This window comes from Brachybacterium horti (assembly GCF_054777615.1).
Genome location: NZ_BAAHAM010000001.1, coordinates 700050 through 723595, shown reverse-complemented (window position 1 = coordinate 723595; position 23546 = coordinate 700050). Strand labels below are relative to the sequence as shown.

The window sequence follows — 23546 nt, the reverse complement described above, 5'->3', positions numbered from 1 at the left end:
CACCCCGCCACCGACCCAGGAGCGCCATGACCGCCCTGCCCCCGACCCTCGCCGTGCCGGCCCCCACCGCCCCGCCGGCCGACGCCGCACCGCCCGCGATCGTCGTGAAGGACCTGTCCTTCCGGTATCCCGGCACGGACCGCGACGCCCTGCGCAACGTCGATCTCACGATCGAGCGCGGCGGCTTCGTCGCGGTGGTCGGGGGCAACGGCTCCGCCAAGACCACCCTGTGCAAGACCTTCAACGGGCTCGTCCCGCACTACTGGAACGGCGACTTCGCCGGCGCCGTGCACGTGGACGGCGTGGACACCTGGAACTCCTCCGTCGCGGAGCTCTCGAGCCGCGTCGGCTACGTCTACCAGGACTTCCAGAACCAGCTCGTGCGCCCCACCGTGCGGGACGAGGTCGCCTTCGGACCCCTGAACTTCGGCCACGCCGACCACCGCGAGCGCACCGAGGAGGCCCTCGCGGCGCTCGGCATCGCCCATCTCGCGGACCGCTTCGTCTGGCAGCTCTCCGGTGGCCAGGCCCACCTCGTCGCCCTCGCCGCGGTGCTCGCCCTGCGCCCCGAGGTGATCGTCGTCGACGAGCCCGTCGCGGAGCTCGACCCCGCCCGCGCCCGCGAGATCTACCTGCGGCTGCGGGAGCTCAACACCCGCCACGGCATCACCGTCGTCACCATCGAGCACCACGCCGAGTTCGTCGCCGAGTTCGCCCGCTCGGTGGTGCTCATGGCCGACGGCGCCCCCGTCTGGCACCTCCCCGTCCAGGAGGCGATGGACCGCCACGGCGACCTGCGCGCCCACGGCATCCCCGCCCCCGATGCGGTCGCGCTCACCGCGGCCGTCGGCGCGGAGCGGGTCGCCCTCGACGTCCCCTCCGCGGTCACCGTGCTGCGCGAGCACCTGCGGCCCGCCGCGGAGCGGAGCGGCCCGTCGGCCCCGTCCCCCGCTGCCACCCCTGATCCCGCCGCCACTGTCCCCGAGCCGGCGGAGGTCGTCGCCTCGCTGCGCGGGGTCAGCCACGGCTACCGGGGCGTGGACGGCTCCCTCTCGACCGTCCTCGACGACCTCTCCCTCGAGCTCCGCGCCGGGGAGCGGATCGCGCTCGTGGGCACCAACGGCGCCGGCAAGTCCACGCTCATGCGCCTGCTGACCGGGCTGATCGTGCCCCGCGCCGGCACCGTCACCGTGGACGGCATCGACACCCGCACCCGCTCCGCCTCCCGACTCGCGGACCACGTCTCCTACCTCGACCAGCACCCCCAGCGCATGTTCCTCAAGGACACCGTGCGCGAGGACGTCGCGCTCTTCCCGCGCGGCCGCAAGGTGCCCGACGCCGAGGCGATCGTGGACCGCATCCTCACCGAGGTGGGCCTCACCGAGCTCGCCGAGCGGGACGGCCGCACCCTCTCCGGCGGGCAGCAGCGCCGCTCGACCCTCGGCATCGGCCTCGCCATGCGACCCCGTCTGCTGCTGCTCGACGAGCCCACCTCGAGCCTCGACATCCGCTCCCGCGACGACGTCACCGCCATGCTCGCCGCGCTCGCGGAGACCGTGCGCTGCGCCGTCGTCGCGACCCACGACATGGACCTCGTCGCCGCCTGGGCGACCCGCGTGATCGTCCTGGACCAGGGGCGCGTGCTCGCCGACGCCACCCCGCAGGCGCTGTTCGCCCGGCCCGAGATCACCGGCCGCGCCCGCCTCACCCCGCCGCAGGCCGCCCGGATCGCCCTCGAGCTGGGCCTGGACCCGCTGCCGCTCACCGCGACGGAGCTGCGCGCCCACCTGCGCACCGTCGACGCCGACCCCACCCAGGAGCACTGATGGCCCGCACGACCCACGACGTCCTCAGCGTGGAATGGGTGCGCCTGGAGCTGCTGCGCACCGCCTACTCCACTCGCGGCGGCCTCTTCTCCCGCATTGACCCGCGCGTGGTCCTCGCCTGGTACCTGCTCATGGCGCTCGCCCCCTGGTTCACCCATTCCGCCGGGGTGCTCGCCCTGCTCTTCGCGCTCGGCGCGGTCTCCGTGGCCCTCGCCCGGGTGGGCCCGCTCGTGCTGGGCCTGTTCCTCATCGGCCTGCTGGGCAACGTCGTGGGGCTGTTCGCCGCCTCGTTCCTGTTCGGCGGCGACCTGGGCACCCTCGTGGCGCTCGCGGAGCTGAACCTCAAGCTCGGCGCCGTGTCCATGGCCTCGATGGCGGCGTTCGTGTCCCTGGACCCGGAGAAGCTCTCCGACGCGCTGCTGTGGTTCCGCGCCCCGGAGCTGCTCGCCTTCGGCGTCTCCTACGGCTACCGCATGCTGCCGATCCTCGTCGACGAGTACGTGACGGTCTTCGAGGGGCAGCGCCTGCGCCACGCCCCCGTGGAGCGGCCGGGCCTGCTGGGATGGCGCGTGATCCTGCAGTGGTGCACGCTCGCGGTCACCGCGTTCTACCCGATCATGCTCAACACGGCGAAGAACGTGCGCACCACGGTCGAGGCCCTCGAGACCCGCGGCTTCACCTACGCCGCCGCGAACCCTGTGGGCCGGCGCCTGCGCCTGGCCTCCCTGCGCACCGCAGGCCTCGACTGGGTGGTGCTCGTGGTGAGCGTCGTGGCGGTGCTCGCCGCCTACCGGCTCGGAGCGATGCTGCCCTTCTGAGCCCGTGCGCGGCCCCGACGCATACGAAGGACGTGAGGAGCACGCGCCCCCTCATGCACAGGGCAGGTGCTCCTCACGTCCTCCGTGGGGCGGCGGTGCCGGAACGGGTCGCCGCCGGGCAGGGGTCAGTCCTCGGTCGCCTCGGGGTGGCGCACGATGTTGACGACGGCGGCGACGAGGCCGCCCCAGACGGTGACGATCGCGACGATCATCATGACGACGGCGGATGCGGACACGGGGTCCTCCTTCGGTCGGAGCGGGGAGAGCGGGCGGAGCGGGACGGTCAGACGCGGCCGGCGGGCGAGCGCAGCTCGTGCGGGGTGGCGGCGTCGGCGCGGGCCTCGAGGCCCTTCCCGGCGACGACCTCCGGGGCGATCGGGTCGCCGTCGGAGTCGTTCTTGAACAGGTTCGAGGTCGCGGGCCACGGCAGCAGCGACAGGACGATGCCCGCCACGAGCAGCGCGAGCGCCATCAGCCAGCCGAACACCACGATGAACCAGCCCGGGTACCCCGAGTAGGTGGTGGGCGAGGTGATCAGGTCGATCGTCGAGGAGACCAGCGAGACGCCCAGGACGACCGGCGCGATCACGGCGACGCACAGCAGCCACCAGCGGCCGATCGGGAAGGTGCCGCGGACATTGAGGTGGTCACGCAGCGTGGGCAGGCCGCGCACCACGTAGGAGACGACGATCGTGGAGACCAGCGCCGCCGCGACGATGCCGTACTCGTTGGCCCACTTGTCCAGCACGTCCAGCAGCGGCATGCCCATGGTCGTGGAGAACAGGGCGGTGGAGACGATCGCGAGCGGCAGGCACACCCACAGGGTCGCGGAGATGCGGGAGAGCCCGAACTTGTCCTGGATCGCGGCGATGACGACCTCGACGATCGAGATCAGCGAGGTGAAGCCGGCCAGCACGAGCGAGCCGAAGAACAGCACGCCGATGAGGGCGCCGGCGGGGGCCTCGGAGATGATCGTCGGGAAGGCGATGAACGCGAGGCCGATCCCGGACTTGACGACCTCGCCGACCTCGACGCCCTGCGCCTGCGCCATGAAGCCGAGCGCGGAGAACACGCCGATGCCGCAGAGGATCTCGAAGCCGGAGTTCGCGAAGCCCACCACGAGGCCGGAGCCGGTGAGGTCGGTGCGCTTCTTGAGGTACGAGGAGTAGGTGAGCATGATGCCGAAGGCCACGGACAGCGAGAAGAAGATCTGGCCGTAGGCGGCGACCCACACGCCCGGGGAGAGCAGCGCGCCCCAGTGCGGGCGGAACAGCGCCTCGAGGCCGTCGATCGCGCCGGGCAGGAACAGCGCCCGGATCACGAGGATGACGAACATGACCACGAGCAGCGGGATGAACACGACCGAGCTCGCGGAGATGCCCTTCTGCACGCCGAGCGCCATGACGACGATCGTCGCGATCCACACGAGGATCATCGAGACGAGCACCGCGGGCACCACGTCGAAGGAGATGTGGACGTCCGCGCCGACCAGGGCCTGGGTGTACTGGCCGAAGAAGGCGTTCGGGTCATCGCCCCAGCGCTGGTCGAGCGAGAAGATCATGTAGTTCGTGGCCCAGGCGAGGATCAGCGCGTAGTACAGCGCGATGACCAGGGCGATGAGCACCTGCCACCAGCCGATGAACTCGGTCCAGCGGCGGAAGCGGCGCCACGCGGCGGGGGCGGAGCCGCGCCAGCGGTGACCGATCGCGTAGTCGAGGAAGAGCAGCGGGATCCCGGCCGTGAGCAGCGCGACGAGGTACGGCAGGATGAACGCGCCGCCGCCGTTCTCGTAGGCCACGGCGGGGAAGCGCCAGATGTTGCCGAGGCCCACGGCGGAGCCGATCGCCGCGAAGATGAACGCGGTGCGGCCGGCGAAGGCCCCGCGGTCGGCGCGGGCGCCGGCCTCGGCGGGGGCGGGGGAGTGTGCGGTCAAGGAGATCGCCTCCGGGGGATCTGCGCCCGCGGGCGCAGGAGGAACAGGGACGGGGATGCGGCGCCGCTCTCGCGGATCGCGCGGGCCCTGCCCGGGGGCAGGGTCGTGGGCCGACGGGGGCGTCGGCGGGCCGCGGGGACCGTCGGACCGGGGTGTGGTCCGGACGGGGGAGCGGCGGGCGGCCGGGGTGTGGCCGTGGGGGAATGCTAGTGCCCCGGCGCGCCCGCCGCCCGGTCAGGACTCCGGCGGCGGGGGCGGGACGGGTGCGCCGACGGGCGGCGCGACCCGCGGGTGGGCGGTGGCGCCGGTGGTGGCGGAGCCGGTCGACCGCTCGCTGGGGATGACGGTTGCACCGGCCGCCGCACCGTCGCCGGCCGCGGCGCGCGCCGGGGCGGGGTCCCAACCGGCGTCCACCACACGACGCTGCACGAGCAGGGCGGCGCCCAGGATCGCGGCGCCGATGAGCACGAGCAGCACGATGCCGCTCACCACCCCCGTGCGGGCGCCGTAGCCGATGAGGATGCCGAACCAGCCGAAGTCCGTGTCGCCGAAGGTGGTGTTCGCGGAGCCGAAGCTGCCGAGCACCTTGAGCAGCAGCGCGGGCAGGAAGGTCACGAGCAGGCCGTTGACCAGGCCGCCCGCGACCGCGCCGCGCCGGCCGCCGGTCGCGTTGCCGTACACGCCGGCCGCGCCGCCCGTGAAGAAGTGGGGCACGAGGCCCGGCAGCACGAGCGCGAGGCCCAGCGCCGGGCCGAGCCACACGCCGAGCAGCAGCAGGCCCAGCAGGCCGCCCGCGAAGCTCGAGAGGAAGCCGATGAGCACGGCGTTCTGCGCGTACGGGAAGACGATCGGCGCGTCGAGCGCGGGGATCGCCCCGGGGACGACCTTCTCGGCGATGCCCTGGAAGGCGGGGACGAGCTCGCCGAGGATCGTGCGCACGCCGAAGAGGATCACGGCGACCGCGATGCCGAACTGGAGGCCCTGGGTCACGGACTGCATGAGGTAGTTGCCGATGCCGGTGGCGCCGTTCTCGAAGGCGCCGAAGGCGGTCTCCTGGCCGGCGCGCACCACGTAGAGCACGGCGACGACGACGTACATGAGCACCATCGACAGGGCCGTCGCGACCATCGAGTCGCGCAGGAAGCGCAGCCCCTCGGGGACGTGGATGTCCTCCGTGGAGCGGCTCTTCCCCTTCGGGTCCACGAGCCGGCCGACGGCGCCCGCGGCGATGTAGCCGGCGGTGCCGAAGTGACCGATCGCGATCGAGTCGTCCCCGGAGACGCGGCGGGTCCAGGGCTGGGCGAGCGCGGGCAGGGACACCATGAGCACGCCCAGCAGCACCGCGCCGAGCACGACCACCACGGGCGAGGGCATGCCCGCGGAGGCCATGACGATCGTGATGAGGGTGGCCATGAACAGCAGATGGTGGCCGGTGAGGAAGACGTAGCGCAGGGGCGTGAAGCGGGCCAGCAGGATCGCGACCACGAAGCCCAGGATCATGAGCCAGGAGACCTGCGCCCCGAACTCCTCCTGGGCGATGCCGGCGATCGCCTCGTTCGTGGGGACGACGCCCTGGGCGCCGAGCGCGCCCTGGATCATCGCCCCGAGCGGGGTGAGGGAGGCGCTGACGAGGGTCGCTCCGGCGCCGATGAGCAGGAAGCCGAGGACGGCCTTGATGGCGCCGCCGGCGACCTGGCCGACGCTGCGGCGCAGGGCGATGAGGCCGATGGCGGTGATGATGCCGATGAGATACGCGGGGACGCTGAGGATCTCGTTGACGAGGAACTGGGCGATCGCGACGAGGACGGTCACGAGGGTGCCTCCGATGCTGCGGTGGATGTGGGGGAGAAGGAGCGGTCAGACGGCGTAGAGGCGGCGCAGCGCGGCGTCGATCTCCGCGGTCGAGGTGAAGTTCTCGATCACCTCGACGGGCACGCCGACCTCGCCGAGGGTCTGGGCGATCGCGCCGGAGGTGAGGATCGCGTCCGCCTCCTTGGCGCGGCCCTTCGCGGAGATCGTGTCCGTCGCCTCGACGGAGAGCAGCGAGCCCCAGCCCCAGGTGCCGAGCACGGTCTCCGCCGTGTTCTTGAGGAACAGGCTCGTGCCCAGGCCGTTGCCGCACACGGTGAGCAGCAGGTTCTTCGAGGGGACCGTCGGCTCGTCGGGGTCGACCGTGGCCGACTCGGTGGTGGCGGTGGTGGCGGTGGTGGCGGTGGTGGTGCCCGGGGCCGACGGGGCTGACGCCTCCGCCGGGGCTGTCGTCTCGGGGCGCTCCTCGCCGAGCACCGCGAGCACCTGCTCCGGGGTCGCGGCGTCGTCGAGCGCCGCGCGACGGGCGGGGTCCGCGAGGATCCCCGCGAGGGCCGCGAGCGCCTGCTGGTGGGCGGAGGGGTCCGCGGCGGCGAGGGCGACGACCAGCGTGACCGGATCGTTGCTCTCGTGTCCGAAGACGATCGGGGCCTGCGGGCGCAGCACCGACAAGGCGGTGCGGTGCACGGAGGCGTCGGGCCGGGCATGGGCGAGCGCGAAGCCCGGGGCGATGACGATGTACGGGCCGTGCTCCTCGACGCTGCGGATCATCGCCGCTGTGTACGCGGCGTCCACGGCGCCCGTGGACTCGAGCAGGGCGCCGGCGGCGGTGATCGCATCGCGCCAGGTCGCGGCGGGGTTCTGGAGGCTGATCGCGGCGGGGTCGACGAGATCGCTCAGCTGGGACACGGGACTCTCCTCGGGGACGGAGCGGGACGGGCGGCGGGCCGAGGGGACCGGCCCTGGGGGACGCCCGCGCCGAGTGTAGGACCGCGCCGCGGCCCGCGTCGTCGGCGGTGCCGGGGGAGGAGACCGACCCGACGGACGGACCGCCCGCGACGGCATCCGACCAGCTCCGGGGGCGCCGTCCCGGGAACCTCGCGGGAACGGCGCGTGACCTGGCCGGGAACCGATACGTTGGAGCGCATGTCCTCCCATCGCGCACCCCACGACGAGGCGACCCCCACCACGCCCTCGCACGCCTACCTCGACCAGCTCCACGAGGAGCAGGCCGCGGCCGTCGCCACCGAGCGCCACCCCGGCTCCTCCTTCGCCGGCGCGCCCGCGGCGCTGCTGACCCGCCTCGAGCAGGCCGTCGAGGCGGATGCCGGCGCGATGGTGGACCTCATGCTCGACCTCGCCGCGCACCCCGAGGTCGCCTTCGAGGAGCACCGCTCCGCCGCCGCGATCGTCGCGATCCTCGCCGAGCACGGGATCGAGGCGCAGCTCGGCGTGCACGGCCTGGACACCGCGATCCGCGCGGAGATCCACGGCGAGGGCGAGGGGCCCACGCTCGCTGTGCTCTCCGAGTACGACGCCCTGCCCGGCGTGGGCCACGGCTGCGGCCACAACGTCATCGCCGTCATGGGGCTCGGGGCCTTCCTCGCGATCCATGCGCTCGCGCAGGAGGACCCGTCGGCCGTCCCTGGCACCGTCGTCTACCTCGGCACGCCCGCCGAGGAGGGTCACACCGGCAAGGAGTACATGGCCCGCGAGGGCGCCTTCGACGGCCTCGACGCCGCGGTCATGGCGCACGGCTACCCCGCCTACGACCTCGCCGACCAGGTGTGGCTGGGCCGGCGCACCCTCAAGGTCACCTTCCACGGGCACACCGCCCATGCCTCCGCACAGCCCTTCATGGGGCGCAACGCCCTGGACGGCGCGAGCCTCATGTACCAGGGCGTGGGCCTGCTGCGGCAGCAGACGCCGCCGTCGGACCGCCTCCACGCGATCATCACCGAGGGCGGGGACCGCGCGAGCGTCATCCCGGACACCGCCGTCGTCGAGATGTACGTGCGCTCACAGCGGCCCGAGACCCTCAAGGACCTCTCGCGCCGCGTCGAGGACGTCGCCCGCGGCGCCGCGCTCATGGCGGGCGTGGGCGTGAGCATCGACTGGGACGAGCACCCGCCCTCGCTGCCCGTGCGCACCAACCAGGCGCTCACCGGCCGCTGGGTCGAGTCGCAGCGCCGCCGCGGCCGCGACCCGCTGCCGCTCGGCGTGGTGTCCCCCTCGCTCGCCGCCTCCACGGACTTCGGCAACGTCAGCTACCGCCTGCCCGGCATGCACCCGCTGATCCAGACCTCCGACGCCGAGGCCGCCCTGCACACGCGCGAGTTCGCCGCCCAGTCCACGGGGCCGATCGCGCGCGCCGCCGCGGCCGACGGCGCCTACGGCCTCGCCGCGACGCTGCTCGACGTGCTCCACGACCCGGCGCTCGCGGCGGAGGTCGCCGGCGAGTTCGCGGCGGCCGGCGGGGCGATCGACGTGCCCTCCTACTTCGACTGACCCCCGTCGGCCGACCTCCGTCGACCGGCCTCCGTCCACCGACCCGTCCCCGTCCCCTACTTTCCCCTCCCCGCCCCGCTATTCCCCTCCCCGTCCCCGACGCCCGTCTGGAGCACTCCTCATGAGCACCGCCACGACGCCCACCGGCCGCCCGCCCCTCACCGACCGCTTCCTCGGCGGGGTGGAGCGGCTCGGGAACAAGCTCCCCGAGCCGTTCATGCTGTTCCTCATCCTCTTCGCGATCACCGGCATCGTCTCGACCGCCATGGCCGCGGCCGGGGTCACCGTCTCCGTGCCCGGCGCGGAGGAGGCGACGGTCATCAAGGGGCTGTTCACCGCGGAGGGCCTCACCTGGCTCACCGCGAACCTCGGGGAGAACTACATCGGCTTCCCGCCGCTGAAGACGGTCATGCCGATCCTGCTCGCGATCGGCGTGGCCCAGCACTCCGGCATGCTCGCCGCGATCATCCGCAAGACCTTCGGCTCCTCGCCGCGCTGGATGCTGCCGTACGTCGTGGGCTTCGTCGGCGTCATCTCCTCGATCATGGCGGACTCTGCCTTCGTGGTCGTCCCGCCGCTCGCGGCGCTCGTGTTCAAGGCCGCAGGCCGTCATCCGGTGGCGGGCCTGCTCGGCGGCTTCGCCGCGGCCGGCGCCGGCTACTCGACGAACATCTTCCCCACGAGCCTCGACGCGCTCTTCGCAGGCATCACCACCTCCGTGATGGAGTCGCTGCCGGGCCTCGGCGCGACCCCGGTGAATCCGGTCTCGAACTGGTGGTTCAACATCGTCTCCTCGCTCGTGCTGGGTGTCGTCGCGGGCTTCGTCATCGACCGGGTGCTCGAGCCGCGGCTCGTGCGCACCGGCGTGCCCCGTGACGAGACCGTGGAGGACGGCGAGTCCGGGAGCGGCGGGACCGACGCCGAGCAGATGCGCGCCGCCCTCAGCCCGCAGGAGAACAAGGGTCTGCTCGTCGCCGTGCTCGCCGGCGTGGTGCTCACGGCCGTGGTGCTCGTGGCGACCCTGGTCCCCGCCTCCCCGTGGCGCAACGAGGAGGGCGGCTTCCTGCCCTCCTCGCCGCTGCTGGACTCGATCGTGTTCCTCGTCTTCGCGTACTTCGTGGTGGTGGGGCTCGCCTACGGGATCGTCGTCGGCACGATCCGCTCGAGCGCCGACGGCGTGCGGATGATGACCGACGCCCTGAAGGAGATGCTCCCCTTCATCGTGCTCGCGTTCGTGCTGGGTCAGTTCATCGCCCTGTTCAACTGGTCCGGCATCGGCTCCTGGATCGCCGTGACGGGCGCCGCGGGCCTCGAGGGGATCGGCCTGACGGGCTTCCCCGCGATCATCGGGTTCATCCTGCTGGCGAGCTCCCTGAACCTCTTCATCATCTCCGGCTCGGGCATGTGGACGATCATGGCCGCGGTGTTCGTGCCGATGTTCGCGCTGCTCGGCTACGAGCCGGCGTTCACGCAGGCCGCGTTCCGCGTGGGCGACTCCGCCACCCAGGTCATCACCCCGATGAACCCGTACATGGTGGTGCTGCTGGGCATGCTGCGGAAGTACGAGCCCGCCGCGGGCCTCGGCACGATGTTCGCGCGCATGCTGCCCTTCGTGGTCCCGTTCTGGGTGGTGTGGACGGCGATCCTCGCGATCTTCTTCTTCACCGGCCTCCCGCTGGGCCCCGGCACCGGGATCATGCTCGGGGAGTGAGGCGGGAGAGCTGGAGGGGCCGACGGGCGGCGCCGAGGTCGCGCGCGGTCAGCGCAGGGTGAGGCGGAGGAGCCGGTGCGGCCTGCCGTAGGACATGACGGCCCCGATGCTCCCGCCGTCGGCACGGCCCTCGCCCCCCTCGGTGAAGCCGAGCTTCTCCAGCACGTGCGCGGAGGCGGGGTTCGCCGCATCCACGAGGGCCACCACCTCGCGATGGCCCAGCTCCCTTGCCGCCTCGAGGCAGGCCCGGGCGGCCTCGGTCGCGAGTCCCCGACCCCAGTGGTCCCGACGCAGCGTGTAGCCCAGCTCGAGCCCGTGCTCGGTGAGCTCGAAACCTGCATCCCCGATCAGTGCGCCATCGGCCCTGTCGACCACCGCCCAGAATCCGAGGCCGTGCTCGCGCTGATGAGCGATGTACGCGGCGACCATGGCGGCCGCCTCATCGGCGCCGACCGCTCCGCCCTTGCCCACATGCCGCATGACCTCGGCGTCCCCGTAGACGGCAGCCGCGGCAGGCACGTCCTGCGCCGTGAAGGGGCGCAGCTCGAGGCGCGCGGTGCGGAGGGGGAAGCGCAGGCTCATGGGGGCAGTCTCTCCGGCGACGATCCTCGACGTCGAGCAGGCTCTTCGCCGGCCCCGGCCCCGGCCCCGGCCCCGGCCCCGGCCCCGGCCCCGGCCCTGGCCCCGGCCCTGGTCCCGGCTCCCGTCACCAGGGCCCCGGCCCGGGCCCCGAGAGTCGCCGTCCGCGTCGTCGAGTCCGTCGCATCCCCGATCCCGTCCGTGGCTGTCCGTGAACGTGGATCGCGGGTCGTTCTCGTGCTCTGCTCCGCGAGATGCCTGGGGTGGTCGAGATGCTCCAGGGATGGTCGCGAAATGAGCCATCCTTCCGGAGCGAGGGATCCGGAGCGGTGCGCGGGGAGCGGCGCGGCGGGCGGCATCGGGTGTGCGATGGGCGGGGAGACGTGAGGAGAGGCGACATGAGCGGGTGACCAGCGGGAACGGGAACAGGGGCGGGCGTCGCCGCCCGGTGGCTCGTTTTGCGACCACTCCTGGAGCGTTGCCGCACCACCCAGCCCAGCGGCCGCTCACGCTGAGAATCGGCCGCCCCGGCCGGCATATGAGCGCGCGCCGTCGACAAGCGGCCGCACCCGGCAACCGGCCGCTGGTGAACGGCCGTGCTCGACATCGGCTCCGGGCGAGTCCGCCCGATGGCTCGTTTCGCGACCATTCCTGGAGCGCTGCCGCAGCCCACCGGTGACTCATCGTCGTCGCCGGCGGCAGGGCGTCGTGGGGCATGGGGAGGAACGGTCGTCCACAGGTCCGCCCTCCCGCAGGACCCCGCATCATCGCCGCCCGTAGCGTCGGCGCATGAGCCCGCGCACCGCCACCCCCGTCCCTCCCGGGCGGGTCCTCCTGCGCGCGGAGCTGCTGGCGATGGGGGTGCACACCCGTCGGATCGCCTCCGAGGAGTTCACGACCGTCTTCACCGGGGCGCACACGCTCACCGCCCACCCGGCATCCTTCGTCGAGATCTGCCGCTTCGCCCAGGAGCGGCTCTGGCCCGGCGCCGTGCTCAGCCATCTCACCGCCGCGCAGCTCTGGGGCCTCCCCCTTCCGGAGGACCTCCACTGGCGGCTCGGGGACCGGATCCACCTGCGCTTCCCGCCCGGCCCACGGCGTCGCGCCTCCGCCCATACCCACATGCACCACGGCGACGATGGCTGGGAACGGAGTCCGCAGGGGCTGCGCGTCTCCCCCCTGGAGACTGCCGTGCGCGAGCTCGCTCCACGGCTCACGGACGTCGACCTCAAGGCCCTCCTGTGGCGGCTGACGCTCCTGGACGTCCACCCGCAGCTCCTGGCGCGCCTGACCACGGACGGCCCTGCCTTCCGGCTGCCGCGCTCCCGGCACCCGGGGGAGAAGCGGATCGGCGACATCGGCGATCGGGTCCGACGCATGGTGTGGGGGTGGGAGCGTCGCACGGGAACCACCCCGGGCCTCGCCGCGCTCCAGGGCGGGCTCGTGCCGCACACCGCGTCGTGGCTGAGCGCCGATCCGAGCGTGTTCCCCGACCTCGACCCTGTCGATGTCGATGTCGATGTCGATGCCGATGCCGGTGCCGTGCTCGGTGACGGGACGGACGCGGCCTGAGCGGACGTCCGATCTCCACCGAAAGTCGCGTGCGCCGGGCGCCTTCCTCGGTGCAGGATGGGACGCCTTGTCGCGCGCCCCGCGCGGCGCCCACGGCTTCGAGGACAGGACCTGTCCTCAGCCCCTCCTACGCTCGGGACGGCGGAACGGCCCCCCGCTCCCTCCCACGCCCCCGAACACCCCTCACTCGGACCCTCCACCCCAAGGATCCTCATGCTCTGGACCCTCCTGCGCCGCCACGGCCGGCCCTACCTCCCGCACGTCGGCGCCGTGCTCGTGCTGCAGCTCGCGACCGTGCTCGCCACCCTGTACCTGCCCAGCCTCAACGCGGACATCATCGACCACGGCGTCGCGACCGGGGACACCGATTACATCTGGCGCGTGGGCGGCGTGATGCTCGTGGTCGCCCTCGTCCAGGTCGTCACCGCGATCGCCTCCGTCTGGTTCGGCGCCCGCGCCGCCATGGGCATCGGCCGGGACATCCGCCGCGCGGTCTACACGCGCGTGGACCGCTTCTCCACCGAGGAGATGGGCCGCTTCGGCGCCCCGACCCTCATCACCCGTGCCACGAACGACGTCCAGCAGGTCCAGATGCTCGTGCTCATGGGCCTGAACTTCATGGTCATGGTGCCGATCATGTCCATCGGCGGCATCGTCATGGCCGTGCGCGAGGACCCGGGGCTGTCCTGGCTCGTGTGGGTCTCCGTGCCCGTCCTGCTCGTCATCGTCGGCCTGCTCGTCGTGCGCCTCATGCCGCTGTTCCAGCGCATGCAGGACAACATCGACGGCATCAACGGCGTCATGCGCGAGCAGCTCATGGGCATCCGCGTCGTCCGCGCCTTCGTGCGCGAGCAGCACGAGTCCTCGCGCTTCACCGACGCCAACCAGCTGCTCACCGACACCTCCGTGCGGATCGGCCGGCTGTTCGTGCTCATGGGCCCCGCGATCACCGTCGTCCTCCACCTCGCGACCGCCGCCGTGCTGTGGTTCGGCGGTCACCGCGTGGACGCGGGCCTCGTGCAGGTCGGTTCGCTGACCGCCTTCATGCAGTACCTCCTGCAGATCCTCATGGCCGTCATGATGGGCACCTTCATGGTCATGATGTTCCCGCGCGCGGTCGTGGGCGGGCGCCGCATCGGCGAGGTGCTCCAGACCACGCCCACCCTCGCCGAGCCCACCGCCCCGCGCGAGCTGCCCGTGCCCGCCCCCGGCGCCCCCGTCGGCGCGAGCGTCGAGTTCCGCGACGTGAGCTTCTCCTACCCCGGCGCCGAGTCCCCGGTGCTCGACGGCGTCTCCTTCACCGCCCCCGCCGGTCGCACCACCGCGATCATCGGCGCCACCGGCTCCGGCAAGACGAGCCTCGTCAGCCTCGTCCCGCGCCTGCACGACGCGACCTCCGGCCAGGTCCTCATCGAGGGCGTGCCCGTCACGGACCTCTCCCGGGCCTCGCTCAGCGCCGCCGTCGGCCTCGTCCCGCAGCGTCCCTACCTGTTCTCCGGCACCGTCGCGGAGAACCTCCGCTTCGGCGACCCCGCAGCGAGCGAGGAGACCCTGCACGCCGCGCTCGACGTCGCGCAGGCCTCCGGCTTCGTCCGCGATCGCACCACCGGCAGCGGGGACGCCGCCGCGACGGGCCTGGACTCGACGATCTCGCAGGGCGGCACCGACGTCTCCGGCGGTCAGCGCCAGCGCCTGTGCATCGCCCGCACCCTCGTCGCCGCGCCGCGCGTGTACGTCTTCGACGACTCGTTCTCCGCGCTCGACGTCACGACCGATGCGAAGGTCCGCGCGGCGCTCGCCGAGCACACCGCGGGCGCGACGGTCCTCATCGTCGCCCAGCGCATCTCGACCATCACCGACGCCGATCAGATCCTCGTCCTGGACCAGGGGCGGATCGTCGGCCGCGGCACCCACGAGGAGCTGCTCGGCTCCTCGGAGACCTACCGGGAGATCGTCGACTCCCAGATCACCGTGGAGGAGCCGGCATGAGCGAGAAGACCCCCACCCCGGCCGACGCCGCGACCCAGGACCTCACCGACGACGAGATCGTCCAGATGCAGGGCTCCATGGAGAGCGAGTGGGGCGGCGGCCCGCCCCGCAGGGCGAAGGCCTTCTGGCCCACCGCGAAGCGGCTGTTCTCCACCTTCGGCGACCACAAGCTCGGCCTCGCCGTCGTGCTCACCTTCGGCCTCATCGCGACCGTGCTCACCGTGTGGGCGCCCACGATCCTCGGCGACGCGATCGACGTCATCGTCGACGGCGTCGCCTCCGGTAGCGGCGTGGACTTCGGGGCGCTCGGCCGCCTGCTCGTGGTCGTCCTCGCGATGTACGTCGTCGCGTCCCTGTTCAACTGGCTGCAGGGGCGCGTGCTCAACGACATCGTCATGCGCATCGTGTTCCGCCTGCGCGAGCGCATCGAGACCAAGATCAACCGCCTGCCGCTGCGCTACTTCGACACCCGCCAGCGCGGCGACCTGCTCTCCCGCACCACGAACGACGTGGACAACGTGCAGACGGCGCTCCAGCAGGCCTTCGCCTCCCTCGTCTACGCGGTGCTGACGATCATCGGCATCACCGTGATGATGTTCTGGCTGTCCTGGCAGCTCGCGCTCATCGCCCTCGTGGCGCTGCCGATCTCCGGCGTCGTCGTCGGGATCATCGGCTCCCGCTCGCAGAAGCTGTTCACCGCCCAGTGGCGCAACACCGGCCGCCTCAACGGCCACGTCGAGGAGTCCTTCACCGGGCACGACCTGGTCACCGTCTTCGACCGCCAGGACGCGATGCGGGAGACCTTCGACGAGCGCAACGAGGAGCTGTTCGAGGCCGCCTTCAAGGCCCAGTTCTTCTCCGGGATGATCATGCCGATCATGCAGTGGGTGACCTACCTCGGCTACGTCGGCATCGCGGTCGTGGGCGGCCTGCGCGTCGCGAGCGGCCAGATGTCCCTCGGTGCGGTCGTCGCGTTCATCCAGTACTCCCGCGAGTTCAACGCGCCGCTCGGCGAGGTCGCCGGCATGGCGAACATGCTGATCTCCGGCGTCGCCTCCGCCGAGCGCATCTTCGAGCTGCTCGACGCGGAGGAGGAGCAGCCCGACGGCGGGATCACCGTCGCCGAGGAGCAGGCCGACGGCACCGTCGCCGAGCGGGCGATCGCCCCCGCGGCGGCCCCCGCCGAGGTGCGCGGCCGCGTCGAGTTCGCGCACGTCGCCTTCTCCTACAGCCCCGACAAGCCGCTCATCACGGATCTCTCGCTCGTCGCGGAGCCCGGCCAGACGATCGCGATCGTCGGGCCGACGGGCGCCGGCAAGACCACGCTCGTGAACCTCGTGATGCGCTTCTACGAGATCGACCGCGGCGAGATCCGCCTCGACGGCGTGGACATCCGGGCGCTGGACCGCGGCGCGGTGCGCAGCCGGGTGGGCATGGTCCTCCAGGACGCCGTGCTGTTCGGCGGCACGATCCGCGAGAACATCCGCTACGGGCGCCTTGGGGCGAGCGACGAGGAGGTGGTCGAGGCGGCCCGCGCCACCTACGTCGACCGCTTCGTGCGCACCCTCCCCGACGGCTACGACACGGTCATCGAGGACGAGGGCGCGAACGTCTCCGCCGGTGAGCGGCAGCTCATCACGATCGCCCGCGCCTTCCTCGCCGATCCGGCGCTGCTGATCCTCGACGAGGCCACCTCGAGCGTGGACACCCGCACCGAGGTCCTCGTGCAGGAGGCGATGGCGGCGCTGCGCACGGACCGCACGAGCTTCGTCATCGCGCACCGGCTCTCCACGATCCGCGACGCCGACGTCATCCTCGTGATGGAGCACGGCGACATCGTCGAGCAGGGCTCCCACGAGGCGCTGCTCGCGGCGGAGGGCGCCTACCACCGCCTGTACTGGTCGCAGTTCTCCGAGGGCACCGACCCCGACGAGGAGGCCGCGGTGCTCGAGGCCTCCGCGACCGCGACCAGCGAGCTCGCCGCGGTGAGCGGGGACGATCTCCCGGCCCCGGAGCGACCTGCCGCGGAGTGATGCCCGGCGGCACCCTGCTCACAGGTGCAGGGTGCCGCCGCGGGCGCGGAACGCGCCGGGCGGCTGCCCGTAGCGGCGCATGGCGGCGACGGCGGAGGTGGCCCGCGCCCCGGGGTCGACCGTCACCGTGAGCTCGGCGGGGGAGGCGAAGGCGCGGCCGGTCTCGATCACGAGCGCCGAGCCGAGCGCCGTGACCTGCGCGTCCACACCGGATCGCGGGGCGTCGGCCTCCGCGGCGAGGGCGGAGACGATCGCGGGCAGCGAGCCGGGCCGGGGGGAGACGAGCGGGCGCTCGCGGCGCAGCAGGCCGTCCCACGAGCCCGGGCCCTCGGGCAGGGCGGTGGTGTCCAGGGCGAACCCCCAGAAGGCGATGCCGAGGCCCGCCTCGGGATGGGAGACGATCTCGTGCACCTCGCCCGGGCGGGCGACGAACAGCTCCCCGGCAGCGACCGGGTGGGCCGTGCCTTCCACGGTGAACGTGCCGGAGCCCGCGTAGGCCAGGCACACCTCGTGGAAGGAGTGGGTGTGGGGCGTGTTGCGCCAGACGGCGGGCGTGTAGAAGCCCCAGCTGAGGTGGTCCACCGTCATGCCGTCGACCTCGCCGGCCACGAGCAGGCCGGCGAGGTCCACGAAGGTCGCCGCCGGCCTCCGCCTCCATCGGCACGAGCTCCTCGACGGGGAAGCCCGGGAGGTGGAAGCTGCCCTCCGGGTCGTGCTCGCGCGGCCCATGGCGACCTCGGAGGCGGCGTCCCGGGTGGGGTCGTCGCCGCGGTCCAGGGCGGCGATCAGCTCATGGCTGCGCTCGACACCACGGAGCCGCCGTCGGCCCCCACCATGCCCGGGTCGGACGCGGAGGTTCGCAGGACGGACACGCCCCCGCGGGTCCCCGTCACCGCACCGGGGTCAGCGCTCCCGCACGTACTCCGTCAGGGACACCCCGGAGTCGAAGGTCCGGGTGCGCACGTGCGCGAACCGCTCTGGCTCGTAGTCCCCCGGGGCGAACAGCGGGACACCGGTGCCGAAGAGCAGCGGCTGGCGCTTGAGCACGAGCCGGTCGATCTCGCCGCGCAGCTGGGTCGCGAGCTGCGCGCCGCCGCACAGCCAGATGTCCGCGCCGGGCTGCTCCTTGAGCGCGCGCACCACGGCGATAGGGTCCTCCGCGGTGGTGCGGAGATTCTCCGCGGGCGGGAGCTCGCGGTGCGTGAACACGATCTGCTCGAGGTGGCGGTAGGGGCTCGGCATGGCCGGCAGGCCCATCGCGTGGGTGGTCGCGCCCATGAGCACCGTCCCGAACCGCTCGCCGCTCTGCGGGACGCCGAGGTGGGCGGCGATGTCGGTGGGGATCGCGTCCCCGAACTCCTCGTTGATGCCCTCCATGTGGTCGCCCTCGACGAGGAAGGCGTCGAACTGGTCCTGGGGGCCGGCGATGTAGCCGTCCAGGCTCACGGCCACGTAGTACACGAGCTCTCGCATGTCACTCCCTGCTCCGGTGCGGAGCGCCGCGACGGGGCACGACGCCTGGGGCCCCGACGATGCCAGGGGACGCGACGCCGCGCCACGGGTTTTCCCGCGGCCCGGCCTCAGGGGCTGCGACCGTCGGCCCCCGGTCGGGGTCCCTCAGCTCTCGAGCATCCGCGAGCGGGTGAGGAACCGCTTGCCGTCGGGCGACTCGAGGCTGAAGCCGCCGCCGCGCCCGTCGACGAGGTCGATCGTGAGGTGCGTGTGGCGCCAGTAGGTGAACTGCTCGCGGCTCATCCAGAAGTCGAGCGGGCTCGTGCCGCCGCCGGGCAGCGGCACCTCCGCGTGCCCCATGCGGACGTCCGCGTCGCCGGTGATGAAGTCGCCCTCCGGGTAGCACATGGGGGAGGAGCCGTCGCAGCAGCCGCCGGACTGGTGGAACATGAGCGGGCCGTTGCGGTCGATGAGCCGCTGCAGCATGCCCACCGCCGCCTGCGTGAAGGCGACGCGGGAGAAGTCCTCGCCCTCGACGGTGGGCTCGAGCTCGAGGACGTCGTCCTTCTCGGTCGGCTCGGGCAGGGCCGGGGCCGGCGGCTGACCTCCCTGCCGGGCGGGGCTCGTGGGGAGCTGGGTCATGGGTCCTCCTCCTTCCCGCGCGGTGAGCGCGGCGAGGCGCCACGGCCATGTGGCGCGCGTCACCACGATACCCCCGCCCCGCAGACGACGCCGAGGTGGCGGGCCTAGGCTCCACCGCATGGAACATCGCCACCTGGGACGCAGCGGACTCAAGATCAGCGAGATCATCTACGGCAACTGGCTCACCCATGCCTCGCAGGTCGAGGACGACCGGGCCCGCGCCTGCGTGCGCGCCGCCCTCGACGCCGGCATCAGCACCTTCGACACCGCGGACACCTACGCGAACACGGCCGCGGAGGTCGTGCTCGGCGAGGCGCTGAAGGGCGAGCGCCGCGAATCCCTCGAGATCCTCACCAAGGTCTACTTCCCGACCGGCCCCAAGGGCCACAACGACACCGGCCTCTCCCGCAAGCACATCCGCGAGTCGATCGACGGCTCCCTGCGCCGCCTGCAGACGGACTACGTCGACCTCTACCAGGCGCACCGCTACGACTACGCGACGCCGCTCGAGGAGACCATGCAGGCCTTCGCGGAGGTCGTCCGCGCCGGCAAGGCCCTCTACATCGGCGTCTCCGAGTGGAACGCGGACCAGATCCGCGCCGGCCACCAGCTCGCCCGTGAGCTCGGCATCCAGCTGGTCTCCAACCAGCCCCAGTACTCGATGCTGTGGCGGGTCATCGAGGAGCGCGTGGTCCCCACCTCCCAGGAGCTGGGCGTCTCCCAGATCGTGTGGTCCCCGGTCGCGCAGGGCATCCTCACCGGCAAGTACAAGCCCGGCGCCGAGGTCCCCGAGGGTTCCCGCGCCCGCGACGAGAAGGGCGGCGCGGACATGATCAAGCGCTTCCTGGACGACGAGACCCTCACCGCCGTGCAGGGCCTGCTGCCGATCGCCGACGAGCTCGGCCTCACCCCGGCGCAGCTCGCCGTGGCGTGGGTGCTCAGCAACGACAACGTGGCGGGCGCGATCATCGGCGCCTCCCGCCCCGAGCAGGTCACCGAGAACGTCAAGGCCGCCGGCGTCACCCTCGACGCCGACGTGAAGGCGCGGATCGACGAGGTGCTCGGCGACCTCCCCGAGACCGACCCGGCGCTCACGCTCTCCCCGGGGCAGCGCCTGGCCTGAGATCCGCCGCGGCCGACGGGCCGCCCACGACGAACGCCCGACCTCCGAGGAGGTCGGGCGTTCGTCGTCCCTGGGGGAGAGGTTCCGGGGAGGCGGGGATCAGCCGATCTTGCCGGCCAGCTCCTCGCCGGTCTCGCCCTGGCGGATGCGGCCGTCGGCCCGCAGCTCCCAGAACTCGGCGTTTCTGATCCCCAGCTCGCGCGGGTCGAACTGCGGGTCCTTCCCGGCCTTCTTCTGCCGCTGGTAGTCCTTGAAGGCCTTCAGGGCGGGCTTCTGGAGGATGAGGATCGCGACGACGTTCAGCCACGCCATCGTGCCGACGCCGATGTCGCCCAGGGCCCAGGCGTTGCCGGTCGTGGTGACCGAGCCGTAGACCACCGCGACGAGGATCAGCGCCTGGAGCGCGCGCTTGAGGGTGCGTCGCACGAACGCGTTCGGGATCCAGCGCGAGAGGTAGGTCAGGTTGACCTCGGCCATGTAGTAGTAGGCGACGATCGTGGTGAAGGCGAAGAAGAACAGCGCGAGCGCCACGAAGGTGGGGCCCAGGCCGTGGAACACGGTCTCGAAGCCGAACTGAGCGAACTCGGGGCCGTAGTCTGTGCCCTCGGGGATGTCGCCCTGGTAGATGACGGTCTCCTCGTCGAGCGCGAACACCTGATACATGTTCGTGGAGATGATGAGGAAGGCGGTCGCGGTGCAGACGAACAGGGTGTCGATGTAGACCGCGAAGGACTGCGCGAAGCCCTGCTTGGCCGGGTGGGAGACCTCCGCGGCGGCCGCCGCGTGGGGGCCCGTGCCCTGGCCGGCCTCGTTCGAGTAGAGACCGCGCTTGACGCCCATCTCGATCGCCTTGCCGACGATCGCGCCGAACACCGCGTGGGCGCCGAAGGCGCTCGAGAAGATCAGGCCGAACACGTGGCCGATCTGGTCGAAGTTCACGAAGAACACGATGAGCGCGAAGACGATGTAGAGGATCGCCATCACCGGCACCACGATCACCGCGAACTGGGCGATGCGCTTCACGCCGCCGATGATGATGAAGGCGAGCACGATGACGACGGCGACGGCGGAGACCCAGTGGGGCACGCCCCAGGCGTTGTTCACCGCGGAGGAGATGCCGTTGGCCTGCACGCCCGGGAGGAAGAAGCACATGGCGAAGACGGTGACGATCGCGAAGACGATCGCGTAGACGAGGAACGCGGGGGCGGCGGCGGTGTGCTTGTACGCCTTCTCGATGTAGTACGCGGGACCGCCGCGGTACTCGCCGGTGTCCTTGTCCTTCTCCTTGTAGATCTGACCCAGGGTGCACTCGATGAACGAGGTGGCCGCGCCGAGGAAGGCGATCAGCCACATCCAGAACACGGCGCCCGGGCCGCCGAGCGCGATCGCCGTGGCGACGCCGCCGATGTTGCCCATGCCGACGCGGCCGGCCAGCGACATCATGAGCGACTGGAAGGAGGAGGTGCCGTCCGGGGAGGACTCGCCCTTCTTCAGCTGGGAGAGCATGTCGGGGATGCAGCGCACCTGCAGGAAGATCGTGCGCAGCGAGAAGTAGAGGCCGGTGAGCAGCAGCAGGCCCACCAGCGGGAGCGACCACACGAGGTTGTTGGCCCCGGTGATCAGGTTGTCGAAGAACATGAGGTCTCCAGCGGGGAAGGGAACGAGGAGGAGCGGATGTCGGGGCGCGGCGGTGTGAGTACGGTCACCCGCGACGCCGTGGGGGGAACAGTAGCGCGCGGAGCGGCCCTCCCCGCCCCGTCGAGGGCCGTCCGTTATCCGACCGCAACCCCGCCGGCCGCGCGGAGGGCGCCCCCGCCGGGCCCGACGCCCCTGCGCCGCTCGTGCTCGATCGGCTGTCGCCATGCGGCGTGTCGCCCGGGGTGAGGCCCGTGACATCACCGCTCCGCGGTTCGGCAGAGCGCCCGGACTTCGCTAGACTCGTCCGTGACCCCTCGTGCGGTGTCATCTCGCTGAACTCCCCCAGGGCCTGACGGCAGCAAGGGCAGGTGGGCTCTGGCAGGTGCACGAGGGGTCGTCTCATGCCCGCGAGGAGGGAAGCCCCCGGATCCCGGATGCCTGGCGAGCCGGCTGCGCACCGGCCCCGCTCCCCACGGACGTCGGTACGATCGAGGCGAGCCGACCGGAAGGGGCCCGCCATGAGGATCGTCGCCACGCATCGCATCGAGAGCCCGCACGCCGACGTGCTCGCCTGGCATGAGCGGCCCGGCGCCCTCGTGCGCCTGACCCCGCCCGGGGTCGCCACGATCGACGACCCCACCGCGGGCGGCATGCGTGCGGGACGGGTGGTCGGCGCCCACATGGGCCCCACCGCCCTGCCGCTGCGGCCCGCCTGGGTGCTCCGGCACGCGGAGGCCACCGCGGCCGGTCGCTTCGTGGATCAGCAGGTCAGCGGCCCGTGGCGCAGCTGGCAGCACGAGCACGGCATCGTCGCCGATCCTGCGGATCCGTCGGCCACCCTGCTCACCGATACCATCGAGGTCGAGCTGCCCGGCGGCGTCGAGAGGTCGACCCCCGTGGGCGCGGCCCTCGAGCGCCGCGTGCGTCGGCTGCTCGCCTTCCGCGCACGTCAGCTGCGCGAGGACCTCGCCCTGCACACCGCGCTCGCCGCCGTCCCGCGCCGCACGATCGCGATCACCGGCGCCTCGGGACTCGTGGGCACCCAGCTCGCGGCGCTCCTCGAGAGCGGCGGCCACACGGTGCGCCGGCTCGTGCGCAAGGACCGCCCCGGTCCCGGGGAGATCCGCTGGGACCCGCGCGCGGGGGAGCTGGACCCCGGGGACCTCGAGGGCGTCGACGTGGTCGTCCACCTCGCCGGCCGCTCGATCGCGACCCGCTGGACGGACGCCGCGAAGCGCGAGATCCGCGACTCCCGGGTGGAGGGCACGGCGCTGATCGCCCGCACGCTCGCCAGGATGACGGACGGCCCGCGCACCCTCGTGACCGCCTCCGCGATCGGTGTCTACGGACCGCAGCGGTCCGGGGAGGTGCTCACCGAGGAGGACACCGCCGGCACCGGGTTCCTCGCGGACCTCGTGCGGGACTGGGAGGCCGCGACCGCACCCGCCTCCCGCGCCGGCGTGCGGGTCGCGCAGCTGCGCACGGGCGTGGTGCTCTCCGACGGCGGCGGGTCCCTGCTCCCGCAGCTTCCCCTGCTGCTCGCCGGGGTGGGCGGCCGCCTCGCCCCGCCCGATGCCGTGACCTCGTGGATCACGCTCGACGACCTCGTGCGCGCCTACGCGACCGTGGCCCTCGCCTCGAGCGCGGAGGGCCCGCTGAACGCGGTCGCCCGGCATCCCGTCACCCAGGCGGAGCTCGTGCGCGCCCTGGGTCGCACCCTGCACCGGCCGGCGGTCGTGCCCGTGCCGGCGGCGGGCCCCGCCCTGCTGCTGGGCACGGAGGCGGCGCGCGAGCTCGTCCGCGCGGATCAGCGCGTGGACGCGACGCGGCTGCAGCAGGCCGGCGCCCGGTTCGAGCACCCGCGGGTCGAGGAGGCGCTGCACCACGTGCTGTGGCGCTGAGCGTCCCGGACC

At 72.6% G+C, this 23546-nt stretch carries 18 protein-coding genes and 1 other RNA gene; 10 read left to right on the top strand and 9 right to left on the bottom strand.

What is annotated here, in order from left to right; all coding sequences use genetic code 11:
• The first annotated feature begins 26 nt into the window (after positions 1–26).
• Both ACYVAP_RS03370 and ACYVAP_RS03365 read left to right on the top strand, forming a co-directional pair.
• Positions 27–1826: an ABC transporter ATP-binding protein gene (locus ACYVAP_RS03370; RefSeq protein WP_498859527.1), complete on the top strand. Its 1800-nt coding sequence runs from the start codon at positions 27–29 to the stop codon at positions 1824–1826.
• A complete protein-coding gene (locus ACYVAP_RS03365) occupies positions 1826–2644 on the top strand; it encodes an energy-coupling factor transporter transmembrane component T family protein (protein WP_498859526.1) in 819 nt (272 codons plus the stop codon). Before ACYVAP_RS03370 ends, ACYVAP_RS03365 begins: the two co-directional genes overlap by 1 nt.
• Positions 2645–2769: 125 nt before the next feature.
• On the opposite strand, the gene ACYVAP_RS03360 is transcribed toward ACYVAP_RS03365, so the two are convergent.
• The 4 genes from ACYVAP_RS03360 to ACYVAP_RS03345 all read right to left on the bottom strand — a co-directional run bounded on the left by ACYVAP_RS03360 (position 2770) and on the right by ACYVAP_RS03345 (position 7295).
• Positions 2770–2880, bottom strand: a complete 111-nt coding sequence (locus ACYVAP_RS03360; RefSeq protein WP_259361883.1) for a methionine/alanine import family NSS transporter small subunit — start codon at positions 2878–2880, stop codon at positions 2770–2772.
• A 47-nt stretch (positions 2881–2927) separates the two neighbouring features.
• Complete coding sequence (locus tag ACYVAP_RS03355) at positions 2928–4577, bottom strand: sodium-dependent transporter (RefSeq protein ID WP_498859525.1); 1650 nt, start codon at positions 4575–4577, stop codon at positions 2928–2930.
• Positions 4578–4811: 234 nt separating this feature from the next.
• A complete protein-coding gene (gene ulaA / locus ACYVAP_RS03350) occupies positions 4812–6389 on the bottom strand; it encodes a PTS ascorbate transporter subunit IIC (protein ID WP_498859524.1) in 1578 nt (525 codons plus the stop codon).
• A gap of 45 nt (positions 6390–6434) precedes the next feature.
• On the bottom strand, positions 6435–7295 hold the full coding sequence (locus ACYVAP_RS03345; RefSeq protein ID WP_498859523.1) for a PTS sugar transporter subunit IIA: 861 nt from the start codon (positions 7293–7295) through the stop codon (positions 6435–6437).
• Between the two features lie 237 nt (positions 7296–7532).
• On the opposite strand from ACYVAP_RS03345, the gene ACYVAP_RS03340 reads away from it, so the two are divergent.
• Together ACYVAP_RS03340 and ACYVAP_RS03335 are read left to right on the top strand one after the other, a co-directional pair.
• Positions 7533–8894: a M20 family metallopeptidase gene (locus ACYVAP_RS03340; RefSeq protein ID WP_498859522.1), complete on the top strand. Its 1362-nt coding sequence runs from the start codon at positions 7533–7535 to the stop codon at positions 8892–8894.
• Between the two features lie 121 nt (positions 8895–9015).
• Positions 9016–10605: an AbgT family transporter gene (locus ACYVAP_RS03335; protein ID WP_498859521.1), complete on the top strand. Its 1590-nt coding sequence runs from the start codon at positions 9016–9018 to the stop codon at positions 10603–10605.
• Between the two features lie 48 nt (positions 10606–10653).
• Here ACYVAP_RS03335 and ACYVAP_RS03330 read toward each other — a convergent pair whose 3' ends face one another.
• The gene (locus tag ACYVAP_RS03330) at positions 10654–11187 is read right to left on the bottom strand and encodes a GNAT family N-acetyltransferase (RefSeq protein ID WP_498859520.1); all 534 of its coding nucleotides are present in this window, start codon (positions 11185–11187) and stop codon (positions 10654–10656) included.
• A gap of 786 nt (positions 11188–11973) precedes the next feature.
• Here ACYVAP_RS03330 and ACYVAP_RS03325 point away from each other — a divergent pair.
• The 3 genes from ACYVAP_RS03325 (at position 11974) to ACYVAP_RS03315 (ending at position 16778) form a co-directional block, all read left to right on the top strand.
• On the top strand, positions 11974–12756 hold the full coding sequence (locus tag ACYVAP_RS03325) for a hypothetical protein (protein WP_498859519.1): 783 nt from the start codon (positions 11974–11976) through the stop codon (positions 12754–12756).
• Positions 12757–12969: 213 nt separating this feature from the next.
• The gene (locus ACYVAP_RS03320; RefSeq protein WP_498859518.1) at positions 12970–14745 is read left to right on the top strand and encodes an ABC transporter ATP-binding protein; all 1776 of its coding nucleotides are present in this window, start codon (positions 12970–12972) and stop codon (positions 14743–14745) included.
• Positions 14742–16778 carry an ABC transporter ATP-binding protein gene (locus ACYVAP_RS03315; RefSeq protein WP_498859517.1) on the top strand — a complete coding sequence of 679 codons (2037 nt, stop codon included), beginning with the start codon at positions 14742–14744 and terminating at the stop codon, positions 16776–16778. Before ACYVAP_RS03320 ends, ACYVAP_RS03315 begins: the two co-directional genes overlap by 4 nt.
• An 18-nt stretch (positions 16779–16796) precedes the next feature.
• Here the strand turns inward: ACYVAP_RS03315 and ACYVAP_RS03310 are convergent, their stop codons facing one another.
• From ACYVAP_RS03310 to ACYVAP_RS03300, 3 genes are all read right to left on the bottom strand, one after another.
• Positions 16797–17408, bottom strand: a complete 612-nt coding sequence (locus ACYVAP_RS03310) for an AraC family ligand binding domain-containing protein (protein WP_498859516.1) — start codon at positions 17406–17408, stop codon at positions 16797–16799.
• Between the two features lie 273 nt (positions 17409–17681).
• A complete protein-coding gene (locus ACYVAP_RS03305; RefSeq protein WP_498859515.1) occupies positions 17682–18251 on the bottom strand; it encodes a dihydrofolate reductase family protein in 570 nt (189 codons plus the stop codon).
• A gap of 144 nt (positions 18252–18395) precedes the next feature.
• Positions 18396–18872 (bottom strand): DUF779 domain-containing protein, encoded by a 477-nt coding sequence (locus tag ACYVAP_RS03300; RefSeq protein ID WP_498859514.1) that lies wholly within the window; start codon positions 18870–18872, stop codon positions 18396–18398.
• A 118-nt stretch (positions 18873–18990) separates the two neighbouring features.
• On the opposite strand from ACYVAP_RS03300, the gene ACYVAP_RS03295 reads away from it, so the two are divergent.
• Positions 18991–19995, top strand: coding sequence for an aldo/keto reductase family protein (locus ACYVAP_RS03295; RefSeq protein ID WP_498859513.1), 1005 nt, complete (start codon positions 18991–18993; stop codon positions 19993–19995).
• A gap of 99 nt (positions 19996–20094) precedes the next feature.
• On the opposite strand, the gene ACYVAP_RS03290 is transcribed toward ACYVAP_RS03295, so the two are convergent.
• Positions 20095–21633, bottom strand: coding sequence for an alanine/glycine:cation symporter family protein (locus tag ACYVAP_RS03290; RefSeq protein WP_498859512.1), 1539 nt, complete (start codon positions 21631–21633; stop codon positions 20095–20097).
• Between the two features lie 305 nt (positions 21634–21938).
• On the opposite strand from ACYVAP_RS03290, the gene ffs reads away from it, so the two are divergent.
• Positions 21939–22035: signal recognition particle sRNA small type (gene ffs, locus ACYVAP_RS03285), an RNA gene on the top strand.
• A 116-nt stretch (positions 22036–22151) separates the two neighbouring features.
• Positions 22152–23534: an SDR family oxidoreductase gene (locus ACYVAP_RS03280; RefSeq protein WP_498859511.1), complete on the top strand. Its 1383-nt coding sequence runs from the start codon at positions 22152–22154 to the stop codon at positions 23532–23534.
• The last annotated feature ends 12 nt before the right edge of the window (positions 23535–23546 follow it).